At 70.3% G+C, this 17,540-nt stretch carries 16 protein-coding genes and 3 tRNA genes; 9 read left to right on the top strand and 10 right to left on the bottom strand.

Annotated elements, in window-relative coordinates; translation table 11 throughout:
• Positions 1-204: 204 nt before the first annotated feature.
• Positions 205-1,683 carry a N,N-dimethylformamidase beta subunit family domain-containing protein gene (locus ACZ4S3_RS14910; RefSeq protein WP_467932290.1) on the top strand — a complete coding sequence of 493 codons (1,479 nt, stop codon included), beginning with the start codon at positions 205-207 and terminating at the stop codon, positions 1,681-1,683.
• A gap of 226 nt (positions 1,684-1,909) precedes the next feature.
• Here ACZ4S3_RS14910 and ACZ4S3_RS14915 read toward each other — a convergent pair whose 3' ends face one another.
• A complete protein-coding gene (locus tag ACZ4S3_RS14915; protein ID WP_467932295.1) occupies positions 1,910-2,809 on the bottom strand; it encodes a LysR family transcriptional regulator in 900 nt (299 codons plus the stop codon).
• 101 nt (positions 2,810-2,910) lie between these two features.
• Between ACZ4S3_RS14915 and ACZ4S3_RS14920 the strand changes: the two genes are divergently transcribed.
• Together ACZ4S3_RS14920 and ACZ4S3_RS14925 are read left to right on the top strand one after the other, a co-directional pair.
• Positions 2,911-4,167 carry an MFS transporter gene (locus ACZ4S3_RS14920; protein WP_467932300.1) on the top strand — a complete coding sequence of 419 codons (1,257 nt, stop codon included), beginning with the start codon at positions 2,911-2,913 and terminating at the stop codon, positions 4,165-4,167.
• A gap of 87 nt (positions 4,168-4,254) precedes the next feature.
• Positions 4,255-5,169, top strand: a complete 915-nt coding sequence (locus ACZ4S3_RS14925; protein ID WP_467932302.1) for a phosphoribosylaminoimidazolesuccinocarboxamide synthase — start codon at positions 4,255-4,257, stop codon at positions 5,167-5,169.
• 78 nt (positions 5,170-5,247) lie between these two features.
• On the opposite strand, the gene ACZ4S3_RS14930 is transcribed toward ACZ4S3_RS14925, so the two are convergent.
• From ACZ4S3_RS14930 to ACZ4S3_RS14965, 8 genes are all read right to left on the bottom strand, one after another.
• A tRNA-Gly gene (locus ACZ4S3_RS14930) sits at positions 5,248-5,320 on the bottom strand.
• Between the two features lie 34 nt (positions 5,321-5,354).
• Complete coding sequence (locus ACZ4S3_RS14935) at positions 5,355-5,957, bottom strand: response regulator transcription factor (RefSeq protein ID WP_467932540.1); 603 nt, start codon at positions 5,955-5,957, stop codon at positions 5,355-5,357.
• Between the two features lie 11 nt (positions 5,958-5,968).
• Entirely contained in the window at positions 5,969-7,279 is a 1,311-nt protein-coding gene (locus tag ACZ4S3_RS14940; protein WP_467932308.1) for a sensor histidine kinase, read from the bottom strand.
• A gap of 60 nt (positions 7,280-7,339) precedes the next feature.
• The gene (locus tag ACZ4S3_RS14945; RefSeq protein ID WP_467932311.1) at positions 7,340-8,170 is read right to left on the bottom strand and encodes an ABC transporter permease; all 831 of its coding nucleotides are present in this window, start codon (positions 8,168-8,170) and stop codon (positions 7,340-7,342) included.
• Positions 8,167-9,231 carry an ABC transporter ATP-binding protein gene (locus ACZ4S3_RS14950; RefSeq protein ID WP_467932316.1) on the bottom strand — a complete coding sequence of 355 codons (1,065 nt, stop codon included), beginning with the start codon at positions 9,229-9,231 and terminating at the stop codon, positions 8,167-8,169. Before ACZ4S3_RS14950 ends, ACZ4S3_RS14945 begins: the two co-directional genes overlap by 4 nt.
• Positions 9,232-9,402: 171 nt before the next feature.
• Positions 9,403-9,475, bottom strand: a tRNA-Gly gene (locus ACZ4S3_RS14955).
• Positions 9,476-9,565: 90 nt separating this feature from the next.
• Positions 9,566-9,637, bottom strand: a tRNA-Gly gene (locus ACZ4S3_RS14960).
• Between the two features lie 118 nt (positions 9,638-9,755).
• Positions 9,756-10,076: a histone-like nucleoid-structuring protein Lsr2 gene (locus ACZ4S3_RS14965; protein ID WP_467932320.1), complete on the bottom strand. Its 321-nt coding sequence runs from the start codon at positions 10,074-10,076 to the stop codon at positions 9,756-9,758.
• Positions 10,077-10,374: 298 nt separating this feature from the next.
• Here ACZ4S3_RS14965 and purS point away from each other — a divergent pair, with 298 nt between their 5' ends.
• From purS to ACZ4S3_RS14995, 6 genes are all read left to right on the top strand, one after another.
• Complete coding sequence (purS, locus tag ACZ4S3_RS14970; RefSeq protein WP_083106018.1) at positions 10,375-10,638, top strand: phosphoribosylformylglycinamidine synthase subunit PurS; 264 nt, start codon at positions 10,375-10,377, stop codon at positions 10,636-10,638.
• The gene (gene purQ / locus ACZ4S3_RS14975; RefSeq protein ID WP_467932327.1) at positions 10,635-11,315 is read left to right on the top strand and encodes a phosphoribosylformylglycinamidine synthase subunit PurQ; all 681 of its coding nucleotides are present in this window, start codon (positions 10,635-10,637) and stop codon (positions 11,313-11,315) included. Before purS ends, purQ begins: the two co-directional genes overlap by 4 nt.
• Entirely contained in the window at positions 11,312-13,561 is a 2,250-nt protein-coding gene (gene purL / locus ACZ4S3_RS14980; protein ID WP_467932332.1) for a phosphoribosylformylglycinamidine synthase subunit PurL, read from the top strand. The genes purQ and purL overlap by 4 nt, the downstream gene beginning before the upstream one ends.
• Positions 13,562-13,672: 111 nt before the next feature.
• Complete coding sequence (locus tag ACZ4S3_RS14985) at positions 13,673-14,194, top strand: ArsR/SmtB family transcription factor (protein ID WP_467932336.1); 522 nt, start codon at positions 13,673-13,675, stop codon at positions 14,192-14,194.
• 31 nt (positions 14,195-14,225) lie between these two features.
• Positions 14,226-15,140 carry a M23 family metallopeptidase gene (locus ACZ4S3_RS14990; RefSeq protein WP_467932341.1) on the top strand — a complete coding sequence of 305 codons (915 nt, stop codon included), beginning with the start codon at positions 14,226-14,228 and terminating at the stop codon, positions 15,138-15,140.
• Between the two features lie 41 nt (positions 15,141-15,181).
• Entirely contained in the window at positions 15,182-15,979 is a 798-nt protein-coding gene (locus ACZ4S3_RS14995) for a maleylpyruvate isomerase family mycothiol-dependent enzyme (RefSeq protein WP_467932346.1), read from the top strand.
• A gap of 28 nt (positions 15,980-16,007) precedes the next feature.
• Here the strand turns inward: ACZ4S3_RS14995 and ACZ4S3_RS15000 are convergent, their stop codons facing one another.
• The gene (locus ACZ4S3_RS15000; protein WP_467932350.1) at positions 16,008-17,489 is read right to left on the bottom strand and encodes a sulfatase family protein; all 1,482 of its coding nucleotides are present in this window, start codon (positions 17,487-17,489) and stop codon (positions 16,008-16,010) included.
• Between the last annotated feature and the right edge of the window lie 51 nt (positions 17,490-17,540).

Here is a 17,540-nt window from a genome sequence, read left to right on the forward strand (position 1 = left end):
GGCCGCACCGGCTGAATGTTCCCCTCCAGTTCGTGTTTCGGGCCAAGGGGCTCTAAATTCACGACGAAGGGTGACGAAGTGGGTGCGTAATGTGATGTGCTGGGCATGGAGCCGCATGCGTGCGGTGGGGACATAACGCAACCCGTCATACCGAAACGGCCGATGTCGGCCGCGGCCAATGGGGACGCGGGAGGGGAGCGGAAGGTGGGCACGGAACAGATCAGGCGCTGGGAGTCGGGCGCTCTCGCCCACGCGGTCACGGACCCGTTCGGGCAGGGACCGCTGCCGTGGCTGCGCGGCAGCGAGAACTACTTCGACTCCGGCAAGGTGGTCCCCTGGTACGTCGATCCCGCGGTCGCCCAGGGCGATCTGCGGGTTCCGGCGCCGCGGAAGCACAACGGCCCGCGCACCGCCGATGACGTCCGCCGCCAGATCAAGGGCTTCGCCAGCACCGGCGCGGTGGCTCCGGGCGAGGCCATCGACTTCCGGGTCTCGGTCGACCCGCCGCAGCCGTTCAGCATCGACATCTACCGCATCGGCCATTACGCGGGGGCCGGCGCCTACAAGATCACGACCAGCCCGCGCCTGGCCGGCATCGTGCAGCCCACTCCGCTCACGGTCGACCGCACGATCTCCTGCCACCACTGGTGGCTGTCCTGGCGCCTCCAGGTCCCTGCCTACTGGCAGCTCGGCGCCTACGTGGCCGTCCTGACCACCGCCGACGGCTACCGCTCCCACATCCCCTTCACGGTCCGCGACGACCATCCCGCCGACCTTCTCCTGCTCCTGCCGGACATCACCTGGCAGGCGTACAACCTCTACCCGGAGGACGGCCGCACCGGCGCCAGCCTCTACCACGCGTGGGACGAGAAGGGCGCGCTGCTCGGCGAGCAGGACGCCGCCACCACCGTCTCCTTCGACCGCCCGTACGCGGGAGCCGGCCTCCCCCTGCATGTCGGCCACGCCTATGACTTCATCCGCTGGGCCGAGCGCTACGGCTACGACCTCGCCTACGCCGACGCCCGCGATCTGCACGCCGGCCGGGTCGACCCGACGCGCTACCGAGGCCTGGTCTTCCCCGGCCACGACGAATACTGGTCGGTCCCCATGCGCCGCACGGTCGAGCACGCCCGCGACTCCGGCACCTCCCTGGTCTTCCTCTCCGCCAACACCATGTACTGGCAGGTCGAGCTCTCGCCGTCCCCCTCCGGCCCGGACTCCCTCCTCAACTGCCGCAAACGCCAGGGTCCCGGCCGCCCGTCCCTGTGGCGCGAGATGGGCGACCCGGAGCAGCGCCTGATGGGCATCCAGTACGCGGGCCGGGTGCCCGAACCGGCCCCCCTTGTCGTCCGCAACGGCGACCACTGGCTCTGGGAGGCCACCGGAGCCCACGAAGGCGACGAACTTCCCGGCCTGGTGGCGGGCGAGGCCGACCGCTACTTCCCGCGCACGGCCCTCCCCGACCACACCCGGCGCATTCTGCTCGCCCACTCCCCGTACCGCGACGGCGAAGGCACCACCCGCCATCAGGAGACCTCCCTCTACCGCGCCCCCAGCGGCGCCCTGGTCTTCGCCTCTGGCACCTTCGCCTGGTCGCCGGCCCTGGACCGCCCCGGCCACGTCGACCAGCGCGTCCAACGCGCCACGGCCAACCTCCTGGACCGCATCTGCAAGCGCGACTGAATCTGCAAGCGTGACTGACGGCCGCGCCCGCACGAGCGGGCGGGCCGCCCGCTTGGAGGTCCGCGCACCTGACGGGCCGCTGCTGTACGGGCCGCGGCCGCAAAAATCCGCCGCAGTACGGGCCCGCAGCCGCAGGGGCTTGCCGTCGTACGGGCCCGCCGCCCGACGGGCCACGCCGCCCTGCGCGCCCGCAAGCCGCAAGGGCCCGCCCCTCCCTCCGCGAGCCCTACCGAGAAGCCGTCGGCCCCAGCTCCCGTGCCAGCGCCACCGTCAGCGCACGGAAGATCCGCACCTCCGGATTCGCGTCCCCGGCCCGGGTCGCCAGCACGCTGTGCGCCCACGGTGCGTCCAGCACCGGTATGTACACCGTCCCCGGCCACGGGTAGAAGCGCGCGAACGACTTCAGTGCCGAGCCGGCGCCCCGGCCCGCGGCCACGCTCGTCAGGCAGTCCTGCGGGGTCAGCGTGTAGTCGAGGCCGCGCCGTTGGCCCTCGCCGAAATACAGGTAGTCGGTGAAGGGCCGCGGCGTGTGCGGAGGCAGGCGGTGAAAGGGCAGGTTGATGATGTCCGCCAGCCGCACGCCCTCCCGCTCCGCGTCCGCGAGCGAGGACGCCGCCGGCACCACCACGACCCGCTGCTCGGTCGTCAGCACATCGACCTCGATCCCTTCGGCCTGGAACAGCGGCCGCATGAACGCCACATCCACCCGGTCCTCGCGCAGTGCACTGAAGTGCTCGGTGAACGTCAACTGCACAAGGGACAAAGGGACTTCGGGCCGCGCCCGGCGAAAGGCGTTGACCGCCGCCGGGGTCACCTCGGCCGATCCGTGCCCCATCACCCCGACCCGCAGCGGCCGCGTCGGCGGCGTCTCCTGTGCCGCCTCCGCCACATCGTCCATGGCGGCGTTGGCCGCGGCCAGCAGCGCACGGGCATGCGAGACCAGCCGCCGCCCCGCCGGGGTCGGCGCCACGGGATTCCGCTCCAGCAACGGGGTGCCGAACTCCCGCTCCAGCTGCTGTACGTGCCCGGTCACCGCCGCCGGCGACAGAAACAGCCGCGCCGCCGCCCGCCCGAAGTGCCCCTCCTCGACCACCGCCAAGAAGGAAGACAGCCGTCGCAGATCCATACGCGCCACGATAAGCGGGGGCTGCGGCCGACTCCCCTGGCCGTTCACCTTTCCTGAACGGGGGAGGCGCCAACACCCGCGCGGCCCGTACACATGGCTTCATGACGACCACGGCAACCCCTGGCGCAATATCTGCCACCGGCCGCCACCCGCACGGCGCCCGCCACTGGCTCCGTGCCGGCTGGCTGATGACCGCCTCAGGCTGGAGCGCCAACCAGTTCTCCGCCCTCCTCGGCGCCTACCGCGCCGACCTGGGTCTGACCACCGCCACCACCACCGCTCTCTTCGCCGTCTATGTCCTCGGCCTGATCCCCGGCCTCCTCCTGGGCGGTCCCCTCGCCGACCGCCACGGCCGCCGCCCTGTCGTCTACGTCGCTCTCGCCGTCTCCTTTCTGTCGACCTGTCTTCTGATGGTGGGCCCGGCCGCCGCCTGGCTGCTCTGGCCCGGCCGCTTCCTGACCGGCGTCGGCGCGGGCGCCCTGCTCACCGCGGGCAGCGTCTGGATCAAGGAACTCTCCTCCCCGCCGTACGGCACCGCCGCCACCCCCGGCGCCGCAGCCCGCCGCTCCGGCCTCTTTCTGTCCGCGGGTTTCGCCACCGGCGGCCTCGCCGCCGCCCTCATCGCCCAGTGGTCCCCGCACCCCATGGTCATCGCCTACGTCCCCCATCTGCTCCTCGCCACGGCCGCCGGCATCTCCGCCGCCCGCGCCCCTGAATCCTCACCCTCCAGAACCTCTCCGCTACACACAGTGAACTCGGGGCCCGCGCTTGGAGTTCCCGCCCCCGCCGAGGACTTCGCCCGGACTTTCCGCCGCCTCGTCCTGCCCGTCGCCCCCTGGGTGTTCGCCGCCCCCGCCCTCGCCTTCGCCGTCGTCCCCGGACTCGTCGACGCCCACCTCGACGGCTGGCAGACCGTCTATGCCGGCATCGTCACCGCCGTCACCCCGGGTGCCGGCCTCCTGGTCGCCCCGCTCGCCCGCCGCCTCGCCGCCCGGCACCGCATCGCCACCGCCCTCGCCGGACTGACCGCCATCGCCGTCGGCCTTCTGATCGCCGCTCTCGCCGTGGCGCACACCCAGCCCGCCGTCGCCCTGGCGGCCGCGGCCCTGCTCGGCGCCGGATACGGACTGTGCGTGGCATACGGCCTGACCGAGGTCGCCGCCCTCGCCCCGCCGCACCGGCTGGCCCGCCTCACCGCACGCTTCTGGACCGTCTGCTACCTGGGCTTCTGTGCCCCGTACGCGTTCACCCTGCTCACCGGTGCGTTCTCGCCGCCCGCGATCCTCGCCGGCGCCGCTGTCCTGGCCGTCCTCACCCTCGCCGTCGTCGCCCTCCGCGGAACCCGCGCGGTGTCCTGATCGGGGCCCGGCCACCCTGAGGCGAAGATCCCCTTCCGTATGCGCGAGAATCGTGGCGACTCCTGGATCAACCTACGCGGAGGCAGCGTGTCCGGATTCGTAGAAAAGCCCGAGCCTGTGCAGGTCCCGGGGCTTACCCACCTGCACACGGGCAAGGTGCGCGACCTCTACCAGAACGCCGACGGCCAACTGATCATGGTCGCCACCGACCGCCAGTCCGCGTACGACTGGGTGCTGCCCACCGACATCCCGGACAAGGGCCGCGTCCTGACCCAGCTGTCCCTGTGGTGGTTCGAGCAGCTCGCCGACCTGGCCCCCAACCACGTCATCTCCACCGACGTCCCGGCCGGCGCCCCGGCCGACTGGGCCGGCCGCACCCTGGTCTGCACGTCCTTGGCCATGGTCCCGGTCGAATGCGTGGCCCGCGGCTACCTCACCGGCTCCGGCCTCGCCGAATACCAGCAGTCCCGTACGGTCTGCGGCCTGGCGCTGCCCGAAGGCCTGGTGAACGGCTCCGAACTGCCCACGCCGATCTTCACCCCGGCCACCAAGGCCGCCGTCGGCGACCACGACGAGAACGTCTCCTACGAAGAGGTCGCCCACCAGGTCGGCGCCGACGTCGCCGCCGAGCTCCGCCGGACGACCCTCGCCATCTACGGCCGGGCCCGTGACATCGCCCGCGAGCGCGGCATCATCCTGGCCGACACCAAATTCGAGTTCGGCTTCGACGAGCGCCCCGGGGGCGAGAAGGTGCTGACCCTGGCCGACGAGGTCCTCACGCCCGACTCGTCCCGCTTCTGGCCCGCCGACGAGTGGGAGCCGGGCCGCGCCCAGCCCTCCTTCGACAAGCAGTTCGTCCGTGACTGGCTGACCTCCCCGGCCGCGGCCTGGGACCGTACGGGCGAGGAGCCGCCGCCGGCCCTCCCGCAGGAGATCGTCGACCGCACCCGCGCCAAGTACATCGAGGCCTACGAGCGTCTGACCGGTCTGGCCTGGTCGTAGCAGGCGCGGCCCGCCAGGGCACACGAAAAGGCCCCGGTCGATATCCCTACCGACCGGGGCCTTCCCGTTACTTCCCTGAGCGGACGACGAGGCTCGAACTCGCGACCTCAACCTTGGCAAGGTTGCGCTCTACCAACTGAGCTACGTCCGCCTGACCGCCGCCGAAGCGTGCGGTGCGGGGTCCACTATAGCCACCCCCGTTCGCGGGCGAGGCGCGCCGCCGCGTGGCGATTCTCCGCGCCCAGCTTCGCGGTGGCCGACGAGAGGTAGTTGCGCACCGTCCCCTGCGACAGCGCGGCCCGCTGCGCGATCTCCGCGACCGGCGCCCCGGCCCCGGCGAATTCCAGCACCTCCGCTTCCCGGACCGTCAGCGGCGAATCACCGGCGCTGATCGCATCCGCCGCCAACTCCGGGTCGACATAGCGGTTTCCGGCATGCACGGCACGAATGATCTCCGCCAGCCGCTGCGCCGACACCGTCTTCGGTACGAACCCCCGCACCCCGGCCTCCAGCGCCCGCTTCAGATGCCCCGGCCGCCCATGGCTCGTCACGATCATCGACCGGCACCCCGGCACCTCGTCCCGCAAAGATGTGGCCACCGCCACACCGTCCGCCCCCGGCATCTGCAGGTCCAGCACCGCCACATCCGGCTCATGCGCCCGCCCCATCGCACGGGCCTCCGGCCCCGACGCGGCTTCCGCCACCACCAGCAGATCGTCCTCCAGCGACAACAACGCCGCCAGCGCCCCGCGGATCAGATGCTCGTCATCCGCCAGCAGCACCCGAATGGCCCGCTCACTCACCCGTCACTCACCCCACCCGCCATCCCGTCGGCCACACCCACAAGCTCACCGCCACCCGCCCCTTCCCCTACCGGCAACTCGACCGTCAGCCGGTAGCAGCCCCCGGACCCCTGACCCGCCTCCAACGTCCCCTCCAAAGGCTCCAACCGCTCCCGCAGACCCTTGAGCCCACTGCCGGACGCGGGCCGGGGCATGGCACCCAACGGCGCCGTGACACCGTCGTTCTCCATGGTCAGCACCAGTACGGAGCGCTGCGGATCGACACGGGTCCGGATGGTGCAGCGACGGACATCGGCGGCATGCCGCAGTACGTTCGTGGTGCCCTCGCGTACGACCCAGGCGAGTGCGGACTGCACCACCGGCGACAGCTGCGTACCCTCCTCGCCCGCGATACGGCAGTCGACGCCGGCCGCGAGCAATATCGAGCGCGCCCCGGCCAACTCCGCCCGCAGGTCGGCCTTTCGGTATCCGCGCACCACCTCCCGCACCTCCCGCTGCGACTCCCGGGCGATCCGCTGCACCTCCACCATCTGGTCAACCGCCTCCGGGCGCTCCCGCCGGGCCAGTTGCACCGCCAGCTCGCTCTTCAGCGCGATCACCGCCAGATTCCGGCCCATCACGTCGTGCAGATCCCGGCCGAACCTCAGCCGTTCCTCGGCCACCGCGAGCCGCGCCTGGGTGCTGCGCGCCGCGTCCAGCTCCCCGAACACGGCGATGACCCACCCCGAGGGCCGGGCCAGCGCAAAACTCCACAGTCCTGCGCCGACCAGGTAGGCCGCGGCGAGCAGCGACAACCCCCACATCTGTGTCAGCAATCCGACCAGCACCGTCAGTCCGACACCCGCGATGCCCGTCGAGGCCAGGTACCGCCTCTTGGACACGGCGAGGCTGTAGCCCATGCAGGGCGGTGTGACCGCCCCCACCGCGGCAAGCGCCGCATAGGCCAGCTCCCCGCTGTTTTTGCCGTTTGCCCTCATCACCATCAGCGCGAAGAGCGCGATATCGATGACGAGGGCCAGCGCGGCCGAGGCGATCAGCAGGCGGTGCGGTGCCGGGCCTTGTCCGAGATAGCGCCGCAGAGCGTGCCGGAACACCTTGATCATGACGATCCCCTGGACCACGCTCACCCCCAGGGCGACGAGGGCCAGGGCGAGGACCAGCGGCCCCTCGGCGGCGGCACTGACCACCGGCGGCACGCAGCCGAGCGCCGTCATCCAGGGAACGAGGGCCAGCGTCCAGCGGAAATACGCGTCCACCTGCTGAAACCGGGTCCGCTTCCGCCAGTTCGCCAGCAGCCGTCCGATCATGAGTTTCTGCCCCCGTTCCCGTTCCCGTTCGGCGTACGCCCCGCTTGCCGTCGTACGCCGCTAGCGCCGCGGCTCCCAGCGGAACCACCGCTGCACAGCCAACACCGCGATTCCCGCCCACACCAATCCGAGGACCAGCTGCTTGAGGACCTCCCCGGAATCCGCTTCGCCGGTCCAGCCGGCCCGTATCAGCTCCATCGCCGGTGACAGCGGCAGCAGTTCGAGTACGGCCGAGATCCCGTCCGGCAGCATGTCCAGCGGAACCGTTATGCCGGACCCGCCCAGCGACAGCACCATCAACGGGAGCGTGACCAGCTGTGCGGCTTCGGTCGTTCTGGCGAGCGCGGACGACGCCGCGGCGAAGGCCACAACGATGACCATGCCGATCAGGACCCCGGCGATCAGCAGATCAGGAGAGTCGGGCTGTTCGACATCCAGCACCACTCCGCCCAGGACGACCAGCAGCACACACTGCACCAGCCCCAACACCGCCGAGGGCAGCGCCGTCCCGGCCAGGATCTCCGGATCGGACAGCTCGCCGGTGCGCAGCCGCTTGAGAACCAGCTGCTCGCGACGGGCGACATACGCGCCGGTCATGTTCGAGTAGACGCCGAAGAGCAGGACATAGCCGAGCGTCGCGGGCAGCAGCACCGTGCCCATCGACAACCCCGTCCCCGACAGGTCCATTCCGCCGAGCGTCTGTTTCATGGCGAACGCGAGCGCGACGGGCACGAAAAGCGTCATGTACAGCGCGGTTTTGTTACGGCCGAGAAGCGTCAACTCCGCCCGCCCGAGGGCGAGTAGCCGCGCTCCCGCGCTGGTTCCTGCACTGGTTCCCGCACGCACTTCCGCGCACTCCTCCACAGCCACGTTCATCACTCCCGCACTCATACGCTCGCCCCCTCCTTCTCGTTCTCCTTCTGCGTCTCCATCCCCGTCTCCGTCTCCTTCTCCGCTCCCTTTGCTATCTGCAGAAATGCCTCTTCGAGGGATGCGGATCTGACATCCAGGCCACGCAGCGCTATCCCCTTGTCCCGCGCCCACACCAGCAGTCCGGTGGCCGCCCGCTGCAGCTCATCCGTCCGCAGCCGGACCGTGCGTCGCGTCGTTTCGTGCCCGACGACGCCCAGCTCTCCCAGCGGCGGAAGATCTCCGAGCAAGAAGCCCTCGGGAAGCTCGAAGGAAATGTGCGAGGGCTGCGTGGCAACCACCTCCGCAACCTGTCCGGCCGCCGCTATCCGGCCGTTGTGCAAGATCGCCAGGCGGTCCGCCAGCGCCTCGGCCTCTTCCAGATAGTGCGTGGTCAGCACGATCGTCGTCCCGCCGTCGCGCAGCTCCCGTACCAAATCCCACGTCTGGTGCCGCGCTTCGGTGTCCAGTCCGGTCGTCGGCTCGTCGAGAAACAGCACCTCGGGCCGTCCCAGCAGGGCCAGCGCGAGGTCCAGCCGCCGGCGCTCGCCCCCGGAGAGCTGCTTGACCCGGACGTCCGCCCGACGTGCCAGCCCCACGGACGCGAGGGCTTCATCGACCGGCCGCGCCCCGCTGGTGCACCCCGCCCACAGCCGCAGCGTCTCGGCGGGTGTGAGCTCGGGCGGAAAGCCGCCCTCCTGCAGCATGACGCCGATACGCGGCCGCACTCGCCGCCGCTCGGTGAACGGATCGTGGCCGAGCACCCGCACCCGTCCCGCGGTCGGTGCGGCCAGCCCCTCCAGCAGTTCGACGGTGGAGGTCTTGCCCGCGCCGTTCGTCCCCAGCAGCGCGAACAGCTCCCCGCGTGCGACGGAGAAGTCGATCCCGCGCACCGCCTCAAAGCTCTTCCGTGCGCTCGAGCGCCGGCCGGCGCTCCCGTACTGTCTGCGCAGGCCCGTGACGTCGATCACGCGCTCCCCGGATCGGGCGATCCTGGCGCTGCCGCGGGCGATAGCCCCGCCGTTTGTCTCCCCGAAGTTCATGTATCCAGCGTTCCGCCGCTTCCGCGCTCCCGGCAGTGCGACCTGTCATCGCAGCTGATGACAAATGTCAGTTGCGCGGGTGGAAGCAGGGAAGGGGACGCGAGGTAAGGGGGAGAGCCCACCGGGAAACGAAGAAGACCCCGGTCGCGATGACCGGGGCCTTCTTTTTTGAGCGGACGACGAGGCTCGAACTCGCGACCTCAACCTTGGCAAGGTTGCGCTCTACCAACTGAGCTACGTCCGCAGGCATCCACCCGGCTTTCACCGAGCGGCGCGACAGCTACTCTACCTGATCCTTTGACTTCTTACGGCCAAGGATCGGTTGAGCAGTCAGAGCGGGTGACAGGGATTGCACACTGCGCCTCCCCCTTGGAAAGGGGGCGCTCTACTACTGAGCTACACCCGCGTGACTCCGTGAGGTCCGGCCTTTCGGCCTCGCCCCTCGGCGTGCTCCAGACTCTAGCTGATCAGTAGGGGTGCTGTGCAAGTCGGCTGCACGGGGTCGCGGAGCGCCGGCAAGTTGGTTAGTGGTTGGCGGCGTTGAAGGCCTCGTAAACCTTCTTGGGGATCCGGCCGCGCGGGGGGACGTCCATCTGGTTGGAGCGGGCCCAGGCCCGGACCGCCGCGGGGTCGGGGGTCACTGCGGTCCGGTGGTAGGCCTTGCCGGACTTCGACCGCTTGCGGCCCGCCTCGACGAACGGGGCGAGTGCGCTGCGCAGTTTCTTCGCATTGGCGGGATTGAGGTCGATCTCGTACGACTTCCCGTCCAATCCGAAGGTGACCGTCTCTGCGGCTTCTCCGCCGTCGATGTCATCGGAGAGCGTTACTACTACGCGCTGCGCCACGGATATCGGTCCTTTCGTGCAGCAACCCCGTCTTGACATGGGGCGATGCTGCAGATCCGGCTGATTGGGATCAATGCTTTTTCATTTGTACAGCGATGAGCATTGCATTGTGAAGCCCAGTTAATTTTCTCAGCGTGTCCTCCGCAATCCGGACCCTAGATCTTTTCGAGGATTTTCCTTGGCGCGCACTCCGGCCGATACCGGACCGTGATGGAGGTGCCGGATATCTATGCGCGTAGATTTTCGAACACGGTACTGTGAGGTCACCGCCTTACGCACCACACCACCGGGAGTGCCAGTGGCACGCGTCGTAGTCGACGTCATGCTCAAGCCGGAGATCCTCGACCCGCAGGGGCAGGCGGTGCAGCGCGCACTGCCACGCCTGGGTTTCGAGGGGATCGCCGACGTCCGTCAGGGCAAGCGTTTCGAACTCGAGGTGGAGGGTCCGGTCGATGACGCCGCCCTCGCTCGCATCCACGAGATGGCCGAGACCTTCCTCGCAAACACCGTTATCGAAGACTTCACCGTTCGGGTTGACGAGCCGGCCGAGGCCGGATCATGACCGCTCGTATTGGAGTCATTACCTTCCCCGGCACACTCGACGACCGCGACACCCAGCGTGCGGTCCGAGTGGCCGGAGCCGAAGCGGTGCCGTTGTGGCACCGGGACAAGGACCTCAAGCAGGTCGACGCCGTGGTCCTGCCCGGCGGCTTTTCCTACGGCGACTACCTGCGGGCCGGGGCCATCTCCCGTTTCTCGCCGGTGATGGAGACCGTTATCGAGCGGGCCAAGGCCGGTATGCCGGTTCTGGGTATCTGCAACGGCTTCCAGGTGCTCACCGAGACCCACCTGCTGCCCGGCGCCATGCTGCGCAACAACCATCTGCACTTCATCTGCCGCGACCAGAAGCTGCGGGTGGAGAACGACACCACCGCCTGGACCACCGATTACACGGCCGGCCAGGAGATCTCCGTACCGCTGAAGAACATCGACGGACGGTACGTCGCCGACGAGCGCACGCTCGACATGCTGGAGGCCGAGGGCCGGGTTGCCTTCCGCTATCTGGACAAGAACCCCAACGGTTCGCTCCGGGACATCGCCGGCATCACCAATGAGGCGGGCAATGTCGTCGGCCTCATGCCGCACCCCGAGCACGCCGTCGAGCCGCTGATCGGTACGGGCCGTACCGACGGCCTCGGATTCTTCACCTCGATCCTGAAGAAGCTGGTCAACGCATGACTCTCGACACCGTCAAGCACGCAACCGAGACGCCCGACGTCGACCAGCCGTGGGCCGAACTGGGCCTGAAGCAGGACGAGTACGAGCGGATCAGGGAGATCCTGGACCGCCGTCCCACGGGCGCCGAGCTCGCCATGTACTCGGTCATGTGGTCCGAGCACTGCTCCTACAAGAGCAGCAAGGTCCATCTGAAGCAGTTCGGCGAGAAGGCCCCGAAGACCGACGCCCTGCTCGTCGGCATCGGGGAGAACGCCGGTGTCGTCGACGTCGGCCAGGGCTACGCGGTCACCTTCAAGGTGGAGTCGCACAACCACCCCTCGTACATCGAGCCCTACCAGGGCGCGGCCACCGGAGTGGGCGGCATCGTCCGCGACATTCTCGCGATGGGCGCCCGGCCGGTCGCCGTGATGGACCCGCTGCGGTTCGGTGCGGCCGACCACCCCGACACCAAGCGGGTGCTCCCCGGTGTCGTCGCCGGCATCGGCGGCTACGGCAACTGCCTGGGCCTGCCCAACATCGGCGGCGAGGTCGTCTTCGACCCCTGCTACCAGGGAAACCCGCTGGTCAACGCGCTCTGCGTGGGCGTGATGAAGCACGAGGACATCCACCTCGCCAAGGCGTCCGGCGCCGGCAACAAGGTCATCCTCTACGGTGCCCGCACGGGCGGCGACGGCATCGGCGGCGTCTCCGTGCTGGCGTCGGAGACCTTCGACGACAGCAAGCCCGCCAAGCGGCCGGCCGTCCAGGTGGGCGACCCCTTCCAGGAGAAGCTGCTCATCGAGTGCACCCTGGAGATCTTCCGGGAAGACCTGGTCGACGGCATCCAGGACCTCGGCGGCGCCGGGCTGTCCTGCGCCACCAGCGAGCTGGCCAGCGCCGGCTCGGGCGGTATGCGCGTCGAGCTGGACACCGTCCCGCTGCGTGACTCCTCCCTCTCGCCCGAGGAAATCCTCATGAGCGAGTCGCAGGAGCGGATGTGCGCGATCGTCGAGCCCGGGAAGGTCGACCGCTTCCTGGAGATCTGCGAGAAGTGGGACGTCATCGCGACCGTCATCGGTGAGGTGACGGACGGCTCGCAGCTGGAGATCTTCTGGCACGGCGAGCAGATCGTGGACGTACCGCCGCGCTCCGTCGCCCATGAGGGCCCGACCTACCACCGGCCGTACGCGCGCCCGGACTGGCAGGACGCCCTCCAGGCGGACGACGCGGGCAAGCTGGCGCGGCCGGCCAACGCCGAGGAGCTGCGTGCGCAGGTCCTCAAGCTGGTGGCCTCGCCCAACCAGGCCTCCAAGGCGTGGATCACCGACCAGTACGACAGGTTCGTCCAGGGCAACACCGTGCTCGCCCAGCCGGAGGACTCCGGCATGGTGCGCATCGACGAGGACTCCGACCTGGGCGTGGCGGTGGCCACCGACGGCAACGGCCGGTACGCCAAGCTCGACCCGTACGCGGGTGCGCAGCTGGCTCTGGCCGAGGCGTACCGCAATGTCGCCGCCACCGGCGCCAAGCCGCTCGCCATCTCCGACTGCCTCAACTTCGGCTCGCCCGAGGACCCGGCGGTCATGTGGCAGTTCGCCGAGGCCACCCGTGGTCTGGCCGACGCCTGCCAGACGCTCGGTACGCCCGTCACCGGCGGCAATGTCTCGCTCTACAACCAGACCGGCGACGTGGCGATCCACCCGACGCCCGTGGTCGCGGTGCTGGGAGTCATCGATGACGTCAACCGTCGTACGCCGATGGCGTTCGCGGACGAGGGCCACCTGATCTACCTCCTGGGTGACACCCGCGCGGAGCTGGGCGGCTCGGCGTGGTCGCAGGTGGTGCACGACCACCTCGGCGGGCTGCCGCCGAAGGTCGATCTGGAGCGTGAGCGGCTGCTTGCCGAGATCCTGATCTCGGCCTCGCGCGACGGCATGGTCGATGCGGCGCACGACCTCTCCGACGGCGGTCTGGTCCAGGCCCTGGTGGAGTCGTGCCTGCGGGGCGGCAAGGGCGCTCGCCTGGTCGTTCCGGACGGTATCGACCCGTTCGTCTTCCTCTTCTCGGAGTCCGCGGGCCGGGCGATCGTCGCCGTTCCGCGCAGCGAGGAGCTTCGCTTCACCGACATGTGCGGTGCGCGGGGGCTGCCGGCCACCCGCATCGGCGTGATCGACGGCGCGGAGATCGACCTCCAGGGGCAGTTCAGCATCCCGCTGAGCGAGCTGAAGGAGTCGCATGAGGCGACGATCCCGGCGCTGATCGCCTGAGCGCTGCTCTTCCGTACGTCCCACGAAACGGCCCGCCGGTACGCCCGGCGGGCCGTTTCGGCTTCCGGGACAAGACTTGTCAGCGATTACGTAATTACGTAACATCTGCCTATGGATCTTGAGCAGCGGGTCGCCGATCTGGAGCGCCGCCTGGCCGCGCTGGAGCAGGCCTCCGAGCGGGCTGCCGAGCCCGCGCCCGCGCCCGAACGGGACGCCGGAGACGACCTGTGGGCCCTGCGCGGCCTGAAGGAGCAGCTCGCCGAGCTGGGTGCGGACAATGGCGGGGTGCTGTTCACCGGCGCCGTACGGACGCCCTCCGGCAAGCGCTACGAGTGGCAGTACGGCCTGGTCACCGACAGCGTGCTGGACCGCGACTGGGGCGAGGCCGCGGAGTCCTTCGCGGCGCTCGGCCAGCCCGTACGGCTGCGTCTGCTGCGCGAGATCCTCGGTGGCCGGTGCACCGCCGCCGAACTCACCGAGCTCGAGGGCACCGGTACGACCGGCCAGATCTACCACCATCTGCGGCAGCTGACCGCCGCCGGCTGGCTGCACACGGCCGCCCGCGGCCGATACGAGGTACCGGTCGCCCGGGTCGTACCGCTGCTGGTGATGTTGACCGCCGCCGAGCGCTGACGCCGCCCGGCCGATTCCAGGGGGAACACCGATGAAGTCCCAGACCCAGTCCACCCAGACCCAGTCCACCCAGACCCATTCCACCCGGTCCCGGTCCGCCCGGTCCCGGTCGCTGCGGAAGATCTCCCAGTGGGCCGCCCGTGTCTGCCTGGCGGCCTTCCTGGTGATATCCGTCGCGAGCTACTTCGTCGACGGCCTCTACTGGTGGGGCTGGATCCCGCTCGGCCTGTGGCTGGTGATCGGGCTCGGGGTGAACCGCAGGGCCGGCGGGGCCGAGGAGCGCCCGGTGACCGAGTCCACCGCCGAGGCGGTAGCGATCGCCGCACCCGTCACCGGCCGCTGGAGGGCGCTGAACAGCCCCGCCGACAAGGTCCCCAGTCATGGCACACGGGCCTACGGACAGGCCTACGCCATCGACATCACGGCGGAGCCGGAGGACCGTTGCCGCCCCGGGTTCGGCTGGTGGCCCCTGGCGCGGCGCAACGAGGACTTCCCGGCGTTCGGCGCGGATCTGCTCGCCGTCGCCGACGCCACCGTCGTACACGCCGAGGACGGCCAGCGCGACCACCTCAGCCGTACGTCCTGGCTCGCGCTCGCCTACTTCTTCCTCGTCGAGGCGGTCGTCCGCCCGGTGGGCGGCGCCCGGCGCGTGATCGGCAACCATGTGATCCTCGACCTGGGCGACGGTACGTACGCGCTCTACGCCCACGTCCGGCGCGGCTCGCTCACCGTCCGTCCCGGCGACCGGGTACGGGCCGGACAGCAGCTCGGCCAGTGCGGCAACTCCGGCAACAGCACCGAACCGCACGTCCACTTCCAGCTCATGAACACCGCCGAACCGGACACCGCCGACGGCGTGCCCTTCACCTGGCGTGGCCTCGGGGTCCCGCACAACGGCGAGAGGTTCGTGGCCGTTGCGGGGCCGGTGGCGACGCCGGGCCACTGAATCCCGGGGCGGCTGTCAGTGGTGCCGCCTACGCTGATCTCATGTCATCCGCCGCCCGGAAGCCGCGCGTTCGCCAGTACGACGCGAAGAAGACCCGTGCCGCCGTCACGGCCCAGTTCGATCAGGTCCGTCAGGCCGTGGCGGATCTGACGCCCGAGCAGTTCGCGCTGCCGACCCGGCTCGGCGACTGGACGGTGCGGGAGCTGGCCGCGCATCTGTCGATGGCGATCGGCAGCGTGGCGCGGAATCTGCGGGAGCCGGCCCCGCCGGCCGTCGAGACCGAGCTGCTGGACTGGCCGTCCGCCACCGTCCGGTTCGCCGCCGGGATCGACGACGACACCCGCGCCCTGGCCGCCGCGCACGATCCGCTCGAGCTGCTCACGCGCACCGCCGAGGAGCTCGCCGAGGTGCTTCCGCGCACCGCCGACGACCGCGTCATCACCACCCGCCTCGGCGCGATGCGGGTGGCGGACTATCTGGTCACCCGGTGTATCGAGCTGGTGGTGCACACCGATGACCTGGCGGCGGCGCTGGGCGCGGAGATCCCGTACGACCGGCAGGCCCTGGCGATAGCCACCCGGCTGCTGGCCGACGCGCTGGCAGTCAAGGCGCCCGGCGGGTCGGTGGAGGTGCGGGTGCCCCCGTTCGCGGTGGTGCAGTGCGTCGAGGGCCCCCGGCACACCCGCGGCACCCCGCCCAACGTCGTCGAGACCGACCCGCTGACCTGGCTGCGCCTCGCCACCGGCCGTGCGGCATGGGGCGAGGCGCTGGAGGCGGCGGCCGTCAGCGCCAGCGGTGAGCGCGCCGACATCGGCGGGTATCTGCCCGTACTGAGCTGACCGGAGTCCCGTACCGATCCCGTGCCGGTTACTTCGCCGGATAGGCCAGCAGCGTCCCGTCCACGGCTTCCCAGGCGGCCCGCAGCCGCCCCAGCAGCTGCTTGTCGTCCGTCGCCTTGTCAGCCTGCTCGCGGGGATCGTTCGCCACGTCGAACAGCCGGTCCTTGCCGTCCTTGCCCCGGTAGTACTTCCAGTCGCCGCGGCGCAGCGCCCGCTCGCCGCGTACCCGCCAGAACAGATCGCGCTCGGCGAGCCGCTCACCGCGCAGCAGATAGCCCGCCAGGCTCGTACCGTCCAGCGGGTACGCGCGGTCCGGGCGGGCCCCCGCGATCTCCAGCAGGGTCGCCGTCCAGTCCGGGGTGAACACCGGCTCATGGCTGACCTGGCCGCCGTCGAGCCGGGACGGCCAGCGCACGATGGTCGGCACCCGGATGCCGCCTTCCTGGAGCGAGGCCTTGTTCCCGGACAGCGGCCAGTTGTACGACCACCGCTCGCCGCCGTTGTCGCTGGCGAAGAAGACGAGGGTGTCCTCCTCCTGGCCGGAGCGCCTCAGCGCGGCCAGCACCTCGCCGATCGAGCGGTCCAGGTCCTCGACCATCTCCCGGTACTTCTCCAGCGAGCCGCCGTCCTCGTGCCACAGCGCGCCCGGCTCGCCCGCCTTGATCCGGCGGACGATCTTCGCGCTCTCCGCCTGGTCGCCGTCCGCGATCCACGGCCAGTGGGGAGTGGTGAAGTTCAGATTGAGCAGCCAGGGCTTGTCGTGGTCGCGCGCGAGGTAGTCGACGGCCCGCTCGGTGATGATCCGCGTGTAGTACCGCAGGTCCTTGTACTCGGCGTCGCCCTCGTACAGGTCGTACTCCCCGGCGAGCCCCAGCTTCGAGTAGTACTCCAGCGCCCCGCCGAAGTTCCCGAAAAATGTGTTCCACCCCGACCTGGTGGGGCTGTAGTCCGGCAGATAGCCGCAGTGCCATTTGCCGATCAGCGCGGTGTCGTAGCCGGCGGTGCGCAGCAGCGAGGCGAGGGTGGGGTGGTGCGGGTCCAGCCCCACGCTCTTGTCGGCGATGGGCTCGGCCAGGCCGCCCTTCGTACGGCCCGGATAGCGACCGGTGTAGAGGCTGAAGCGGGTGGGCGAGCAGGTCGCGGAGCCCGCGTAGGCCTGGGTGAAGCGCACGCCCTGTCGCGCGAGCCGGTCCAGATGGGGCGTACGGATGTCGGGCGATCCGTAGGAGGACAGATCGGCCCAGCCCAGGTCGTCCCCGAGGATGAAGAGGATGTTGGGGCGGCGCGAATGGCGGCCGGGTACGGCGCGGAACGCCCGCTCATGGGGCCGCGGCGGTTCGGCGGCGGCGGCGCTCGGCGCGCCTGCCACGGCACCGAGACCGCCCACGGCGGCCACGGCACCCACGCCGCCGGCCAGGCCGCCGAAACTGCGCCGCGATATGGCGGACGCGCCTGCGGAACCATCGGACTTTTCGGGCGCGGAAGGGTGGGCAGGGTCGACGGAAGACATCGGTTCGGCTCTCCAGGGAGATCGTGATGGGCCGTGATGCGGCGCGTCGGC

The organism is Streptomyces sp. NPDC028368, from assembly GCF_055565615.1.

Bases quoted from the DNA above. Each gene is read 5' to 3' on its own strand.
- ACZ4S3_RS14915 (WP_467932295.1), bottom strand. From the start codon at position 2,809: ATGGATCTGCGACGGCTGTCTTCCTTCTTGGCGGTGGTCGAGGAGGGG.
- ACZ4S3_RS14920 (WP_467932300.1), top strand. From the start codon at position 2,911: ATGACGACCACGGCAACCCCTGGCGCAATATCTGCCACCGGCCGCCAC.
- ACZ4S3_RS14940 (WP_467932308.1), bottom strand. From the start codon at position 7,279: ATGATCGGACGGCTGCTGGCGAACTGGCGGAAGCGGACCCGGTTTCAG.
- ACZ4S3_RS14945 (WP_467932311.1), bottom strand. From the start codon at position 8,170: ATGAGTGCGGGAGTGATGAACGTGGCTGTGGAGGAGTGCGCGGAAGTG.
- ACZ4S3_RS14950 (WP_467932316.1), bottom strand. From the start codon at position 9,231: ATGAACTTCGGGGAGACAAACGGCGGGGCTATCGCCCGCGGCAGCGCC.
- purQ (WP_467932327.1), top strand. From the start codon at position 10,635: ATGACCGCTCGTATTGGAGTCATTACCTTCCCCGGCACACTCGACGAC.
- purL (WP_467932332.1), top strand. From the start codon at position 11,312: ATGACTCTCGACACCGTCAAGCACGCAACCGAGACGCCCGACGTCGAC.
- ACZ4S3_RS14985 (WP_467932336.1), top strand. From the start codon at position 13,673: ATGGATCTTGAGCAGCGGGTCGCCGATCTGGAGCGCCGCCTGGCCGCG.
- ACZ4S3_RS14990 (WP_467932341.1), top strand. From the start codon at position 14,226: ATGAAGTCCCAGACCCAGTCCACCCAGACCCAGTCCACCCAGACCCAT.
- ACZ4S3_RS14995 (WP_467932346.1), top strand. From the start codon at position 15,182: ATGTCATCCGCCGCCCGGAAGCCGCGCGTTCGCCAGTACGACGCGAAG.
- ACZ4S3_RS15000 (WP_467932350.1), bottom strand. From the start codon at position 17,489: ATGTCTTCCGTCGACCCTGCCCACCCTTCCGCGCCCGAAAAGTCCGAT.